The organism is Rhodospirillum rubrum ATCC 11170 (genome assembly GCF_000013085.1).
Classification (GTDB): domain Bacteria; phylum Pseudomonadota; class Alphaproteobacteria; order Rhodospirillales; family Rhodospirillaceae; genus Rhodospirillum; species Rhodospirillum rubrum.
Window position 1 is genome coordinate 2,400,620 of the sequence record NC_007643.1, and the last position, 15,111, is coordinate 2,415,730.

Here is a 15,111-nt window from a genome sequence, read left to right on the forward strand (position 1 = left end):
CTGATTCGGAGTGCTCGGGATTTGCCCTATTCCTTTGGAGGAATGGGGCCGATGGCGGCGTGGATGCGGTCGAACACCCCGCCCTCGTCAAAGAACCGCGGCTGGGCCACTTTCCACCCGCCGAAGGCTTCGCCGACCGTAACCAACCGCAAGCTGGCGAAGCGGGCGCGGTCGTCCCAATCGGCCTGTTCGGGGCGCAGCGGCCGGTAGTGGTGGCGGGCGGCCAGACGCTGGCCGTCGGGGGAATACAGATAGGCGAGATAGGCCTCGGCGAGCGGCCGGGTCTCGTGGCGATCGACATTGCGATCGACCACCGCCACCGTCGGCTGGGCCAGGATGGAGAGGCTGGGCACGACAATCTCGAAGCCGCCCTCCGCCTCGTCGCCGTGCTCTTCAAGCGCCAGGAAGGCCTCGTTCTCCCAGGCCAGCAACACGTCGCCAAGCCCGCCCTCGGTAAAGGACAAGGTCGCTCCCCGGGCGCCGTCGTCGAGGGCCACCACATGGCGATACAGCGCGCTGACATAGGCTTCGGCCGCCCGATCGGGGTCTTCGCCGTTTGCCGCCGCCCGCGCCGCCCAGGCCCAGGCGGCGAGGAAGGCCCAGCGCCCGCCGCCCGAGGTTTTGGGATTGGCGGTGACCACGCCGACCCCCGGGCGCAGCAGGTCGTCCCAATCGGTGATGGCCTTGGGGTTGCCCTTGCGCACCAGGAAAACGATGGTCGAGGTATAGGGCGAGCTGTCATAGGGCAGCCGCGCCTGCCAGCCCTTGGCCACCAGCCCCGCCGCGCTCAGCGTGTCGATATCTTGGGCCAGGGCCAGGGTCACCACATCGGCCTCCTCGCCGGCGATGACGCTGTCGGCCTGGGCGCCCGAGCCGCCGTGCAGGCTGCGGATCACCACGGTCTGGCCGGTCTCGCGCTTCCAGGCGGCGGTGAAGGCGGCATCGAAATCGGCGTAGAACTCGCGGGTCGGATCATAGGAGACATTGATCAAGGCCCGGCTTGGCGTGTCGGCGACAACCCACAGGGCGGCACCGATCAGCAGGACCATGATCGACAGACGGAGGATAAGGCCACCCCAGGCCCGGATCTTCCCTGTCGCCTCGTTTCGCGTCGTCGCCATCGCTATCCTTCCCCCTGGGGCCCTTAGAACAGTAAACTCCAGCGGGTTTGTCTACAATTCCCTTCGCCGTTTGATAAGGATCGCCCATGACCGACGCCCTTTCCTATCCCGATGCCCTGCTCCGCCGCATTCTTGGCGAAACCCGGACCATCGCCATGGTCGGGGCCTCGGCCAATTGGAACCGTCCAAGCTTCTTCGTGATGAAGTATCTGCAATCAAGGGGATTTCGGGTGATCCCGGTCAACCCCGGCCTCGCCGGCCAGCAGATCCTGGGCGAGACGGTCTATGCCCGGTTGGCCGATGTTCCCGCCCCCTTCGAGATGGTCGACATCTTCCGCAATTCGGACGCCGCCGGGGCGATCCTTGACGAGGCCGTCGCCCTGCAAGCCGACAAGGGCATCCGCACCGTCTGGATGCAGTTGTCCGTGCGCAACGACGCCGCGGCCGAACGCGGCGCCGCCGCTGGGCTTGAGGTGATCATGGACCGCTGCCCCAAGATCGAATTCGGCCGCCTGGGCGGCGAGTTATCCTGGCAAGGGGTGAATTCGGGGATCATTTCCAGCAAGGTGCGCCGGGCGCCCGGCCGCGAAACCGCCCAAGACCGCCGCCAATCGCCGCCGCCAGGGCAAGATCCCGCCGACAAGCCGGCGCCCTTCGGCTTTGAAACCCGCGCCGTTCACGCCGGCGCCGCCCCCGATCCAACCACCGGCGCCCGCGCCACGCCGATCTATCAAACCACCTCTTACGTGTTCGAAGACACCGATCAGGCGGCCGCGTTGTTCAACCTGCATACCTTCGGCTATCTCTATTCGCGACTGACCAATCCGACGGTCAGCGTGTTGGAGGAACGCATCGCCAGCCTGGAAGGCGGACGGGCGGCGGTCTGTTGCGCCTCGGGCCATGCGGCGCAGTTCCTGACTTTTTTCACCCTGCTTGAACCGGGCGATCATTTCGTCGCCTCGCGCGCCCTCTATGGCGGATCGCTGACCCAGTTCGGCCAGTCGTTCCGCAAGCTGGGCTGGGAGTGCAGCTTCGTTGATCCCACCGATATCGACGCCTTCCGCGCCGCCATTGGTCCGCGCACCAAGGCGATCTTCCTGGAACTGCTGGCCAATCCGGGGGGGGTGATCGTCGATGTCGAACAGGTCGCCCGCGTCGCCCAGCAGGCGGGCATTCCGCTGATCGTCGACAACACGCTGGCCACGCCCTATCTGTGCCGCCCCTTCGACTGGGGCGCCGATCTGGTGGTTCATTCGACCACCAAGTTCCTGTCGGGACACGGCAATGCGGTTGGCGGCGCGGTCGTCGAAAGCGGCCGTTTCAACTGGTCGGCCAGCGATAAATTCCCCGGGCTGTCGCAGCCCGAACCGGCCTATCACGGAATGACCTTCCACGAGACCTTTGGCGATTTCGCCTTCACCACCAAGGCCCGCGCCGTCGCCCTGCGCGATTTCGGTCCGGCGATGGCGCCGCAAAACGCCTTTCTGACCCTCACCGGCATCGAGACCCTGCCGCTGCGCATGGATCGCCACGTGGAAAACGCCAAAAAAGTCGCGGCCTTCCTCGCCGCCCATCCCAAGGTGTCGTGGGTCAGCTATGCCGGACTGCCCGACAGCCCCTTCCACGGGCTTGCCGGCAAATATCTGCCCAAGGGCCCCGGAGCGGTGTTCACCTTCGGGGTCGTCGGCGGCTTCGAAGCCGGCAAGAAGGTGGTCGAGGGAGTGCGGCTGTTCAGCCATCTCGCCAATGTCGGCGATACCCGCTCGCTGATCCTCCACCCCGCCAGCACCACCCATCGCCAGCTTTCCGACGACCAACGCCAAGCCGCCGGGGCCGGCGACGAGGTGATCCGCCTGTCGGTGGGCATCGAGACCGCCGCCGATCTGATCGCCGACCTTGACCAGGCCCTCGCCCTGATCGCGTGACTCCTCAGCCATGAGGGGGAAGGGGAAAGTCTTCTCGTTCCCCTTCCCCCTCATGGTATACCAGAAAAGCACTCGTCTTTGTTTTATCTTTTTAAATCAATGTTTTAATTGAATTCAAAAGACCAGGCGATAATATTTTCTGCATACCACGCCACCCATGATAGTATTTTAATAGATCAATCGCCCTGCAAAGTCTTTTTCTACAAAATTGAATAAAATGCTCTTTTTTACTGGGCAGGAGCGATTGTCTTTATAAAATGGGGGATACTCATGACTTCTCTAAACAATCTTTCCGTTGGCCGTAAGCTTATCCTGGTCTTTTCCCTTCTCTTCCTGATGGTTGCCTGTCTCGGCGGTTTTTCGATCAAGGCGCTATCGGACATGAATGGGGCGGCGACCGATGTTTCGCAGACCCGTTTGCCGGCCATCGACAAGGCGCGCAGCCTGCAGTTCCTGATCTCCCGCCTACGCACCAACCAGATGGCTTACATGGTCGCCCAGGGCAGCGGCCTGGAAACGACCCGCAAGACCGTCGAGCAGACGGAGAAGGTCCTCGCCGCGACCCGGGCCGAGTATGAAAAACTGATGTCCTCGGCCGAAGAGCGCGAAGCCTATAAGACCTTCGCCGACAATTACGCCGGCTTTGCCGCCGGACTGGTGCGCATCGCCGATCTCAGCAAGGCCGGACGCATCGACGAAGCCCGCGAATTGACCTGGGGGGAAACCCGCCCCTTCTATCTGGCGCTCGTCAAATCAACCGACCGGTTGACCGAATTGAGCCAGATTCAGGCCGCCGTGGCGGCGGCGAATATCGACCACACCAATCGCATCGCCCGTATCGGCATCATCGCCGCCTTGATCGCCGTTCTCATCGTTGCCGCCGTCGCCGGGGCGTTGCTGCGCCAGACCATCGCCGCCCCCTTGCTGGCGCTCCGCGCCACCATGGAGCGTCTGGCCCGCGACGACACCGCCGTCGATATCCCCGGCCACAACCGCAAGGACGAAGTTGGCGCCATGGCCCGCGCCGTTCTGGTCTTCAAGGACAGCATGATCGAAAGCCAGGGGCTGCGCGCCCGCGAAAACGCCGAACGCGCCAGCCAGGAACAGCGCGCCGCAACCTTGTCCCTGCTGACCCAGGACTTCGATACCAAGGCCAGTTCGGTGATCAATGATGTCGCCGAGGCCGCCGGCACCATGCAAACCACCGCCTCGCAATTGACGCAGGCGACCGAAAGCACGGCCGAGCAAAGCACCGCCGTCGCCGCCGCCGCCCAAGAGGCTTCGACCAACGTACAGACCGTCGCCGCCGCCGCCGAGGAATTGACCTCATCGATCGGCGAGATCAGCCGACAGATCGCCCAGGCCTCCCATGTCAGCCAGAAGGCGGTCGATCAGGCGGCCCATACCACCGGCATCGTCGGCGGCCTGGAACAGGCTGCCAAACGCATTGGCGAGGTTGTCGCCATGATCAATGACATCGCCAGCCAGACCAATCTTCTGGCGCTGAACGCGACGATCGAGGCGGCGCGGGCCGGTGATGCCGGCAAGGGCTTCGCCGTGGTCGCCGGCGAAGTGAAATCGCTGGCCAATCAGACGGCGCGGGCGACCGACGATATCACCCAGCAGATCGGCTCGGTGCAGACGGCGACGGGCGCGGCGGTTCAGGCAATCAACGAGATCGCCACGACCATCGGCGAGATCAACGAAATCTCGGCCAATATCGCTGCGGCGATGGAACAGCAAGGCGCGGCGACCCAGGAAATCGCCCGCAACGTCGAACAGGCGGCGACCGGAACCGATCAGGTGACCCGCAACATTCACGGCGTCAATCAAACCGTTGATAATACCGGGCAATCCGCCAAAGACGTCTTGAATGCCGCTACCCGGCTGCGCGACGAATCCGCGGCCATGCAGACGCTGGTGACCACCTTCCTCGACAAGGTCCGCGCCCTATAAGGCCAAGGCCCGCGCCGCCGTCCCGACCGAGGCGAGATCGGCAGGGCGGCGCGGGGCTGACGTCAGACGTTAAGCAGCAAATATTCGCGTTCCCAGCTTGAAATCCGTCGAGGGGGTGCGGTTGTTCAGCCATCTCGCCAATGTCGGCGATACCCGCTCGCTGATCCTCCACCCCACCAGCCCCCCCCCATCGCCAGCTTTCCGACGACCAACGCCAAGCCGCCGGGGCCGGCGACGAGGTGATCCGCCTGTCGGTGGGCATCGAGACCGCCGCCGATCTGATCGCCGACCTTGAGCAGGCCCTCGCCCTGATCGCGTGACTCCACGACGGCTGAGGGGAAAAACAAGACAAGGCATTCCCCTGGTGGGCGACATCCCTTCGTCCACTAGGGTCATTTTATCTTTTAAAAACAAACGGCTAACAATAAATTTAACGACGCTCTATAATAACCTCCCCCCCCTTTCGCCACTTATGCTAGTACCTCGACCAAAGAATCGGCGCACCACGCGATCCCTTTGAAATTAGATCAAATACAGTCCTATTTCTGCGTAGCTGAGCTGATTATCGTAACAAAATCGGGGGGCACATGACTTCTCTGAACAATCTCTCTGTTGGCCGCAAGCTTATCCTGGTCTTCTCGATCATCTTTCTTATGGTAGCGGGATTGGGAAGTTTCGCCATCAAGGCGTTGTCCGATATGAACAGGGCAGCGACCGATGTTACGGAAACGCGGCTTCCCGCCGTCGAAAAAGCCCGCAGCCTGCAATTCCTGGTCTCTAGTCTGCGGACCAATCAGATGGCCTATATGGTCGCCCAGGGCGACGACTTCGATGCCACCCGCGAGGCCGTCGAGACCATCGAAGAAGTCGTTTACGACACCCGCGAATCGTATGAAAAGCTGATGTCCTCGCCCGAGGAACGCGAGGCCTATGGCGTCTTTACCGATAATTTCGCCGGCTTCTCGGCCGGTATGACCCGCATCGCCCAACTCAGCCAGGCGGGACGGATCGACGAGGCCCGCGCTTTGACCTGGGGCGAGACCCAGCCGTTTTATCTGGCTTTGGTCCAATCGACCGACCGCCTGACCGAATTGAGCCAGACCCAGGCCGCCAAGGCTTCGGCGAATATCGACCACACCAACAAGGTCGCCCGCATCGGCATCATCGCCGCCTTGATCGCCGTTCTGATCATCGCCGCCATCGCCGGCGCGCTGCTGCGCCAGACCATCGCCGCCCCGCTGCTGGCGCTGCGCGGAACCATGGAGCGTCTGGCCCGCGACGACACGGCCGTCGAGATCCCCGGCCACGAGCGCAAGGACGAGGTTGGCGCCATGGCCCGCGCCGTCCTGGTCTTCAAGGACGGCATGATCGAAAGCGAAAGGCTGCGGGCGCGCGAAAACGCCGAGCGCATCGGCAAGGAGGAGCGGGCCAACACCCTGGCCGTTCTGACCCACGACTTCGACACCCAGGCCAGCTCGGTGATCAATGATGTCGCCGAGGCCGCCGGCGCCATGCAAGTCACCGCCTCGCAGCTGACGCAGGCGGCCGACAGCACCGCCGAGCAAAGCACCGCCGTCGCCGCCGCCGCCCAAGAGGCTTCGACCAATGTGCAGACCGTCGCCGCCGCCGCCGAGGAACTGACCTCGTCGATCGGCGAGATCAGCCGCCAGATCGCCCAGGCTTCCCAGGTCAGCCAGAAGGCGGTCGATCAGGCGGCCCATACCACCGGCATCGTCGGCGGCCTGGAACAGGCGGCCAAACGCATTGGCGAGGTTGTCGCCATGATCAACGACATCGCCAGCCAGACCAATCTTCTGGCGCTGAACGCGACGATCGAGGCGGCGCGGGCCGGCGACGCCGGCAAGGGCTTCGCCGTCGTCGCCGGCGAGGTGAAGTCGCTGGCCAATCAGACGGCGCGGGCGACCGACGATATCACCCAGCAGATCGGCTCGGTGCAGACGGCGACCGGAGCGGCGGTCGAGGCGATCAATGAAATCGCCACGACCATCGGCGAAATCAACGAGATTTCGGCCAATATCGCCGCGGCGATGGAACAGCAAGGCGCCGCGACCCAGGAAATCGCCCGCAACGTCGAACAGGCGGCGACCGGAACCGATCAGGTGACCCGCAACATTCACGGGGTGAACCGGACCGTCGATGATACGGGGCACTCCGCCCAAGAGGTTCTTAACGCCGCCACCCGGCTGCGCGACGAATCCGCGGCCATGCAGACGCTGGTGACCACCTTCCTCGACAAGGTCCGCGCCCTGTAAGGCCAAGGCCCGCGCCGCCGTCCCGACCGAGGCGAGATCGGCAGGGCGGCGCGGGGCCGACGTCAGACGTTAAGCAGCAAGTATTCGCGTTCCCAGCTTGAAATCACATGCTGGTAGGCATCCCATTCCGCCCATTTCACCGAGGCGTAGACGCGGACGAAATCGGCGTTGAGCAATTCATGCAGCGGCCGGGCCCGTTCGAAGCGTTCGATGGCATCGGGCAGATGGCGCGGCAGGTTGTGGGCACGGGTATAGGCGCTGCCGGTGATCGGCGCGGTGGGTTCGATCTTTTCGATCATCCCCAGATAGCCGCAGGCCAATGAGGCGGCGATCGCCAGATAGGGGTTGGCATCGGCCCCCGACAGGCGGTTTTCAACCCGGCGGGCGCTGGCGTCGGCATAGGGCACGCGCAACGACACCGTGCGGTTGTCATGGCCCCAATGCATGTTGATCGGCGCCGACTGATCGGGCAGGAAGCGCCGGTAGCTGTTGACGTTGGGCGCCAGCATCAGCATGCAGTGGGGCAGGTATTTCTGCAGGCCGCCGATGTGCCAGCGGAACAGATCCGAATCCTCGCCGTTCTTCTTGACCAGGATATTCCGCCCGCTTTCGGCATCGGTGATGCTTTGGTGCAGGTGCATGGCGCTGCCCGGCTGACCGGCCAGCGGCTTGGCCATGAAGGTGGCATAGACGTTATGGCGAAGGGCGGCCTGACGCACCGTGCGCTTGAACAAGAACACCTGATCGGCCAGTTCCATCGGATCGCCATGGAGAAAATTGATCTCCATCTGCGCCGAGCCCGATTCATGGTGCAGGGTATCAAGGTCGAGGTTCTGTTCCTCGGCGTAATCGTAGATGTCCTCGAACAACGGATCGAATTCGTTGACGGCGTCGATGCCATAGGCCTGACGCCCGGTTTCGGCCCGGCCCGAGCGGCCGATCGGCGGTTCCAGCGGATAATCGGGATCGGCGTTGATCCGCACCAGATAGAATTCCAGTTCCGGCGCGACCACCGGCTTCCACCCCTGCTTTTCATAAAGCGCCAGGATGTTGCGCAACACCTGACGGGGGGCGCAATGCACCTCGGAGCGATCGCGGTGGAAGCAATCGTTGATCACCTGGGCCGTCGGCTCCTCGTACCAGGGGACGACGCGGATGGTCCGGGGGTCGGGGCGCAGGTAAACGTCCGAATCGGCGATATCGACCGGATCATCCTCGGGGTATTCGCCGGTCACCGTCTGGGTGAAGACCGACTCGGGCAAGCGCAACCCCCGGTCGCGCAAGCACGAGAGGAATTTGCGCGCGGGCAGGATCTTGCCCCGGGGGATTCCCGATAGATCGGGCACGAGACATTCGACCTCGGTGATGCCACGGCTTTTGATCCACCGTTCGAGATCGTCGATAGTCTGCGGTTCTGCGGTTTTCATGTGAGGGCCAGATTAGAAGGTTAGGAGGCGGGAAGCCGCCACCAAAGGTGGGCTGTTGCTTTCGCCCGGCCGAGCGGCGTAGGTTTAAGTCACGGCCATTCGGACGGATATTTGGCGCGGGATGGCCGATGAGGCGGCCCGGCCTCCACCCCGGGGAGCTGTTTTCAGACCCCGCGAGGCTTGAGCCCATGGACATGGTTACCCTGATCGGCATCCTGGTTGTCGCCGGCTTGGCGATCGTCCTTATCGGGGCGATGATCAACTATATGTCATCCTTGGTGAAAAGCGCTTACCAGATCAAGATCGAACTGCGGGCCGATCTGGAAAGCGGCCTGCAAAGCATGCGCGACGACATTGACAGGCGCGCGAAATGGGCCAAAGGCGAGATGATCGAGGAAACGGCGAAGATCCGTGATTCCCTGACCCAGCAAGCCAATGACCGGACTTCGGCGCTGCGCGAGTCGCTGCTGCGCGCCGTGGTCGAGGCCCGCGACGCCGATCTGACCGCCATCGCCGCCATGGCCGATCGCGTTGGCCTGCTTGATCGCCGGATCTCGAGCCTCGAGCAGGAAACCGCCTATCGCCGCGATATGACCCTGCGCGCCCGCCATACCCCGGGCACCGCCACCGAGGCCACGCCGCCGCCGCCGCCCCAGGCTCCGGCTCCGGCTCCGACAAGCGCGCCCTCGCCGTCCTCGCCGTCTCCGTCTTCATCGGCCAACGCCCGGGGCTGATAATGCCCGATGAGTCCGATCGCCGTCCTGGCGATGCCGTGAGGCGTCCTACGCCTGACGACGCCTTGAGGCGTCCCGCCTCAGAAGACAGCTTGAGGCGTCCCGCCTCGGAAGACGGCTTGAGGCGTCCCGCCTCAGAAGACAGCTTGAGGCGTCCCGCCTCGGAAGACGGCCGCCGCCGGCAGTTCCTGGTCTATCGGGGGCGGCTGCGCCGCCTTGATCGCGCCGCCCGTCGCCAGCGGCGCCGCGACTCCCTGCGCATCGTCAAGCAGTTCCTGATCGTCGGCTCGGTCGTTCTCGCGCTGGCGCTGGTGTTCTTGCTGATGACCGGCGCCCTGCGGGTGATCGCCCCCTTTCTCCAAATCCTTTGAAAGATTTGGACGGGCCGGCCGCCAAGAAAACCACCCGTAATTTAGTTAAAATGCGACCAATTTTCAAAACCTTGCAGGATGCCCGAAAACCTCGCATGCTGCGCTGAAAGGGATCACAAACTAATAATAAGGACTTAGCATCATGGCGCCCCACAGTTGGTCAAACCGCTACGCCACGGGATTGCGGGCGATTGACGATGACCACCGGGGACTGTTCGAATTGGTCGACGCCCTGGAGGAACACCACGAGAAAGCCTCGGGCTCCTCTTTGGTCGCCGCGACCATCGCGGCGCTTCAGGTCTACGCCGCCGAACATTTCGCCCGCGAAGAGCGCTTCATGCGCAAGGCCCATTTCCCCGATTTCGAACGCCACCACCGCATCCACGAGGATTTCCGCGCCCTGGTCGACGCCCTGGCGCGTTTTCAAGGCCAAAGCCCCGACAGCGTCGACCTTGGCCGGGTGACCCGCTTCCTCAACCGCTGGATCGGCGAGCATATCCTGGTCAAGGATATGGAATACCTGCCCTATGTGACCGGCGAGGCCACCGGCACGCCCCACAGCCTGGAAAAGCCGGCGCTGACGGAACTAACGGTCCATGTGCCCGCCGAGAAGCGCGACGCGGTGATCCAATTCGCCGCGCTGCTCACCGAAGGGGGCGAAATCGCCGAAGCCCTGGAACAGGCCCTATCCACCCGCCTGCGCCAGCGCTTCGAGCGCTTCGACCGCCAAGCGCATGCCCTGTTCGAACGCCACGAGCCCCCCGCCCCCTGACCGGACAAGGCCCCCCTCGCGTCGCCAAGACGGCCGAAAGCGGCGAGCGGGAAATCCGGTTCCCGCTCGCCGCTCTCAGAGCTTGATCGTCACGCAAAACGTCGTCGCACTCTGGTTTTAGAGTGCTCGGGCTATGCCCTAGTTGCGCCAGGGCATGATCGGCACGCTGCTGACCGAATGCTTGGGGCTGCCTTCGATGATGCGATCGCTGACCACCAGATAGATCAGGACGTTGCGCTTGGCATCCAGGAAGCGCAGCACCCGCATCTTCTTGAACAGGGCCGAGCGGCGCTCGGAAAAGACCGTCTCGCCGGCATCGAATTTCTCAAGGATTTCGATCGGTCCGACCTGCCGACAGGCGATGGAGCTATCCGACGGATCCTCGGCCAATCCGACCATGCCCGACAACCCGCCGGTTTCGGGCCGGGTGAGATGGCAGGTCACCCCCTTGACCTTGGGATCATCGAAGGCCTCGATACAGATCTTGTGGTTGGGTCCCACCATCTTGAACACGGTGGAAACGCAGCCGATTTCCTCGGCCGCCGCCGGGGCGGCCTGCCAAGCGGCAAGGGCGAGAGTGGCGAACACTAGCGAGCGAACGGTCATGACGGGGTCCCCTGACGAAAAGGCCGAAATGGAAGGTTAGAAAGGGTAGACGAACAAAAGGCCGGATTCACGGCGGAATCCAGCCCGTCCCACATTCAATAGCTTTCGTCACGTACTTTTGGGGGAAACAAATCGGGGCTTTCGGGGAGGAAATCACCCGAAAGCCCCTGATCAGCCAAGGCTCGGAGAGCCTTCAAAACGGTGGGGCGAGCGATCGGAATCGAACCGACGACCTCATGGACCACAACCACGCGCTCTAACCAACTGAGCTACGCCCGCCATCGCTGGAGGCGGGGTATTTACCGCTTCCCCACAGCAGCGTCAAGTCGAAGGTCGTCAGCCCGAATGATTTTCTTATGCGTTTCGTCGGCCGCCCGCGAAATGGCGCTCCAGGCGGGCGACCGCCTCGTCGAGGGCGTCGTCGCGCTTGGCAAAGCAGAACCGGGCGAAAGAGGTGGGGATTCCGCCCTGCCCGGGCTGATAAAAAGCGCTGACCGGCACGGCGGTCACCCCGGCCTCGCAGGTGATATGCCGGCAGAAGGCCAAATCGTCGCCGGCAAAGCCGAGGGGGCGGAAATCGGCGGTCAGGAAATAGGTGCCGGCGCAGTCGAGCACCTCGAAGCCGATCCGTCGCAAGCCCGCGCCCAAGCGATCGCGCCGCGCCGCCATGTCGTGGGCGAGGCCGGCGAAATAGGCGTCATCCTTGGCCAGCCCTTCGGCCACCGCCTGCTGCAGCGGGATGGGGGTGGTAAAGGTGATGTATTGGTGGGTCTTGGCGATCGGATCCAGCACCTCGGGCGCGGCGATCACATAGCCGACCTTCCAGTTGGTCAGCGAAAAGGTCTTGCCGGCCGACCCGATGCGCACGCAACGCTCGCGCAGGCCGGGCTGGGCCATGAGGGGCCGGTGGCTTTGACCATCGAAAACCAGATGCTCGTAAACCTCGTCGCAAACGATATAGGCGTCATGGGCGATGGCCAGGTCGCCGATGAAGGCCATCTCGTCGGCGCTGAACACCTTGGCGCAGGGGTTCATCGGCGAATTGACCAAGATCAGCTTGGTGCGCGGCGAAAAGGCCGCGGCCAGGGCCTCGCGCGGCAGCGACCAGCGCGGCGGCTCCAGGCGGACCAGCCGGGGAATGCCGCCGGCGCGGCGGATGATCGGCAGATAGCTGTCATAGAGCGGCTCGATCAGCACCACCTCGTCGCCGGGCTCGATCAGCCCAAACAGGGCGTCGGCCAGGGCCTCGGTGGCCCCCGAGGTCACCATCACCTCGGTTTGCCAGTCGATATCGAGATCATAAAAGCGCTTTTCATGGGCGGCGAGCGCCTGACGCAGGGCCGGCAGCCCCATCATCGGCGGATATTGGTGGGGGCCGGCCGCCAGCGAGCGGGCGGCGGCGGCGATCACATCGGCCGGCTCCAGCCCTTCGGGAAAGCCCTGTCCAAGGTTGATCGCCCCATACTCCTGGGCAAGGTGCGACATCACCGAAAAGATCGTCGTTCCCAGGCCGCTGAACAGGCTGTTGGCCGCTTTCATCGAAAAGATGTCCTTGAGAGAGATGATAGGAAGAAAGGCGTCCCCCCGGGCGGGGACGTGGGGAAAGATGCGCCCCGGGCGGGGGCGCGGGGAAAAGATCCGCCATCCGAGTCCCCAAGCGGGGGAAGGCGAACCCAGACTAGCGCGCCATGCGGCTTGGCGCATGCCTATATTTCGGGCAGACTGCCTTCCTTCCAGGCAACCCCCAAGGGGGAAACGACTGTCCGTCCCAGGGAAAAAGAAGTATTTTTTCAGCCACTTGGGTGATCATTGAACCAGTGGCACGAGGCGTGATAAGGGATCCCCATCGTCCCGCAAAGGACGGGTGCCGACCAACCAGCCGGAGCGACCGGATTTCATGAAAAAGATCGAAGCGATCATCAAGCCCTTCAAGCTCGATGAGGTGAAGGAAGCCCTTCACGAAATCGGCCTGCAGGGGATCACCGTCACCGAGGCGAAAGGCTTTGGCCGCCAAAAGGGCCACACGGAACTGTACCGCGGTGCGGAGTACGTTGTGGATTTCCTGCCCAAGGTCAAGATCGAGCTGGTGATCGAGGATGCGCTTGTGGAACGCGCGATCGAGGCCATCCAGCAGGCGGCGCAAACGGGCCGCATTGGCGACGGCAAGATCTTCGTCTACGCCATCGAAGAGGCCATCCGCATCCGTACAGGGGAGCGGGGCGGCGACGCGATCTAGCGCCACCGCCCGTCATTCTGGGGGGGCTTGCCCGCCCGGCTCCGGCCTTCGGGCCGGTTCGCCGGCGGTTCGGAGCGAATACGAACCGGATCGCCGCTTTCAGTCAGGCAGCACGACAAACTGGGAACTAAGGTCATGTCCGACGTTAAGACCATTCTCGAAATGATTAAGGAAAACGACGTTAAGTTCGTCGATTTCCGCTTCACCGATCCCAAGGGCAAGTGGCAGCATACCGCCCAGTACGTGACCACCATCGACGAGGAAAGCCTGGTCGAAGGCATCATGTTCGACGGTTCGTCGATCGCCGGGTGGAAGGACATCAACGAGTCCGACATGATCCTGAAGCCCGACCTGAAGTCGGCCTTCATGGATCCGTTCTCGGCTCAGCCGCAGCTCGTCTTGTTCTGCGACGTGCTCGAGCCCTCGACCGGGCAGCCCTATGAGCGTTGCCCGCGCTCGATCGCCAAGAAGGCCCTGTCCTATCTGGCCTCGACCGGCATCGGCGACACCTCGTACTTCGGCCCGGAAGCCGAGTTCTTCGTGTTCGACGACGTGCGCTTCGACGTGTCGATGAACCGCGTCATGTACGAAGTCGACAGCGAAGAAGGCCCCTACGTCACCGGCAAGATCTTCGACGAGGGCAACTACGGCCACCGTCCGCCGATCAAGGGCGGCTATTTCCCGGTTCCGCCGGTGGACAGCGCCCAGGACCTGCGCGCCGAAATGCTCTCGACCATGGCCGAGATCGGCATGCCCGTCGAAAAGCACCACCACGAAGTGGCGCCGTCGCAGCATGAACTGGGTGTTCGCTTCAACACCCTGATCGAAGCCGCCGACGACATGCAGAAGTACAAGTATGTCGTTCACATGGTCGCCCATGCCTATGGCAAGACCGCGACCTTCATGCCCAAGCCGATCGCCGGCGACAACGGGTCGGGCATGCACGTCCATCAGTCGATCTGGAAGGATGGCAAGCCGCTGTTCGCCGGTTCGGGCTATGCCGACCTGTCGGAAATGGCCCTTTACTACATCGGCGGCATCATCAAGCATGCCAAGGCGCTGAACGCCTTCACCAATCCGTCGACCAACTCGTACAAGCGCCTGATCCCCGGCTTCGAAGCCCCGGTTCTGCTGGCCTATTCGGCCCGCAACCGCTCGGCCTCCTGCCGTATCCCCTATGTGGCGAGCCCGAAGGGCAAGCGCGTCGAGGTTCGTTTCCCCGATGCCGCCGCCAACCCCTATCTGGCTTTCGCCGCCATGATGATGGCCGGCATCGACGGGATCGAGAACAAGATCCATCCGGGCGACCCGATGGACAAGAACCTCTACGACCTGCCCCCCGAAGAACTGATGGGCATCCCCACGGTTTGCGGCTCTCTGCGCGAAGCGCTTGACAGCCTGAACGCCGACCGTGACTTCCTGAAGAAGGGTGGCGTCTTCACCGACGACATGATCGATGGCTATGTCGCCCTGAAGTGGGAAGAGGTTTACAACCTCGAGCATGCTCCCCACCCGATCGAATACAAGATGTACTACTCGGTCTGATCGGGCTCTTTCGGGTCCAGGGATATCGGGCGTCACCGCCCCTCCCTGGCCCCGACCTTTTTTGATAAAGCCCCGTCGGCAGCCTGTCGGCGGGGCTTTATTTTTGTCATCGATCCAAAGTCTCGAGCCGCGTCGCTCAATCGTG

General features: G+C 63.3%; 12 protein-coding genes, 1 tRNA gene and 1 pseudogene. 9 read left to right on the forward strand and 5 right to left on the reverse strand.

From position 1 onward, the window contains the following. Positions 1-26 precede the first annotated feature (26 nt). Positions 27-1,121 (reverse strand): sulfate ABC transporter substrate-binding protein, encoded by a 1,095-nt coding sequence (locus RRU_RS10750; RefSeq protein WP_011389827.1) that lies wholly within the window; start codon positions 1,119-1,121, stop codon positions 27-29. Positions 1,122-1,207: 86 nt separating this feature from the next. Here RRU_RS10750 and RRU_RS10755 point away from each other — a divergent pair, with 86 nt between their 5' ends. The 4 genes and pseudogenes from RRU_RS10755 to RRU_RS10770 all read left to right on the forward strand — a co-directional run bounded on the left by RRU_RS10755 (position 1,208) and on the right by RRU_RS10770 (position 7,275). Further along, positions 1,208-3,046, forward strand: a complete 1,839-nt coding sequence (locus RRU_RS10755) for an O-acetylhomoserine aminocarboxypropyltransferase (RefSeq protein WP_011389828.1) — start codon at positions 1,208-1,210, stop codon at positions 3,044-3,046. Between the two features lie 270 nt (positions 3,047-3,316). Beyond that, positions 3,317-5,002: a methyl-accepting chemotaxis protein gene (locus RRU_RS10760; protein ID WP_011389829.1), complete on the forward strand. Its 1,686-nt coding sequence runs from the start codon at positions 3,317-3,319 to the stop codon at positions 5,000-5,002. A 100-nt stretch (positions 5,003-5,102) separates the two neighbouring features. Further along, positions 5,103-5,322 (forward strand): annotated as a pseudogene (locus RRU_RS10765) (PLP-dependent transferase); the annotation flags it as partial. A gap of 267 nt (positions 5,323-5,589) precedes the next feature. Next, positions 5,590-7,275: a methyl-accepting chemotaxis protein gene (locus tag RRU_RS10770; RefSeq protein WP_011389831.1), complete on the forward strand. Its 1,686-nt coding sequence runs from the start codon at positions 5,590-5,592 to the stop codon at positions 7,273-7,275. Between the two features lie 62 nt (positions 7,276-7,337). Here RRU_RS10770 and RRU_RS10775 read toward each other — a convergent pair whose 3' ends face one another. Then, positions 7,338-8,702, reverse strand: a complete 1,365-nt coding sequence (locus RRU_RS10775; RefSeq protein ID WP_011389832.1) for a glutamine synthetase family protein — start codon at positions 8,700-8,702, stop codon at positions 7,338-7,340. Positions 8,703-8,890: 188 nt separating this feature from the next. Between RRU_RS10775 and RRU_RS10780 the strand changes: the two genes are divergently transcribed. From RRU_RS10780 to RRU_RS10790, 3 genes are all read left to right on the forward strand, one after another. Continuing rightward, positions 8,891-9,436 carry a hypothetical protein gene (locus tag RRU_RS10780; protein WP_014626299.1) on the forward strand — a complete coding sequence of 182 codons (546 nt, stop codon included), beginning with the start codon at positions 8,891-8,893 and terminating at the stop codon, positions 9,434-9,436. 146 nt (positions 9,437-9,582) lie between these two features. Continuing rightward, on the forward strand, positions 9,583-9,807 hold the full coding sequence (locus RRU_RS10785; RefSeq protein WP_014626300.1) for a hypothetical protein: 225 nt from the start codon (positions 9,583-9,585) through the stop codon (positions 9,805-9,807). A gap of 142 nt (positions 9,808-9,949) precedes the next feature. Beyond that, entirely contained in the window at positions 9,950-10,579 is a 630-nt protein-coding gene (locus RRU_RS10790; RefSeq protein WP_011389835.1) for a bacteriohemerythrin, read from the forward strand. A gap of 138 nt (positions 10,580-10,717) precedes the next feature. Here the strand turns inward: RRU_RS10790 and RRU_RS10795 are convergent, their stop codons facing one another. The 3 genes from RRU_RS10795 to RRU_RS10805 all read right to left on the reverse strand — a co-directional run bounded on the left by RRU_RS10795 (position 10,718) and on the right by RRU_RS10805 (position 12,724). After that, a complete protein-coding gene (locus RRU_RS10795) occupies positions 10,718-11,185 on the reverse strand; it encodes a CreA family protein (RefSeq protein ID WP_011389836.1) in 468 nt (155 codons plus the stop codon). 202 nt (positions 11,186-11,387) lie between these two features. After that, positions 11,388-11,464: transfer RNA gene (locus RRU_RS10800), tRNA-His, on the reverse strand. A gap of 75 nt (positions 11,465-11,539) precedes the next feature. Next, entirely contained in the window at positions 11,540-12,724 is a 1,185-nt protein-coding gene (locus RRU_RS10805; RefSeq protein ID WP_011389837.1) for an aminotransferase, read from the reverse strand. Between the two features lie 358 nt (positions 12,725-13,082). On the opposite strand from RRU_RS10805, the gene RRU_RS10810 reads away from it, so the two are divergent. Together RRU_RS10810 and glnA are read left to right on the forward strand one after the other, a co-directional pair. Further along, positions 13,083-13,421, forward strand: a complete 339-nt coding sequence (locus tag RRU_RS10810; protein WP_011389838.1) for a P-II family nitrogen regulator — start codon at positions 13,083-13,085, stop codon at positions 13,419-13,421. A 135-nt stretch (positions 13,422-13,556) separates the two neighbouring features. After that, the gene (gene glnA / locus RRU_RS10815) at positions 13,557-14,966 is read left to right on the forward strand and encodes a type I glutamate--ammonia ligase (protein WP_011389839.1); all 1,410 of its coding nucleotides are present in this window, start codon (positions 13,557-13,559) and stop codon (positions 14,964-14,966) included. Positions 14,967-15,111: the final 145 nt, after the last annotated feature.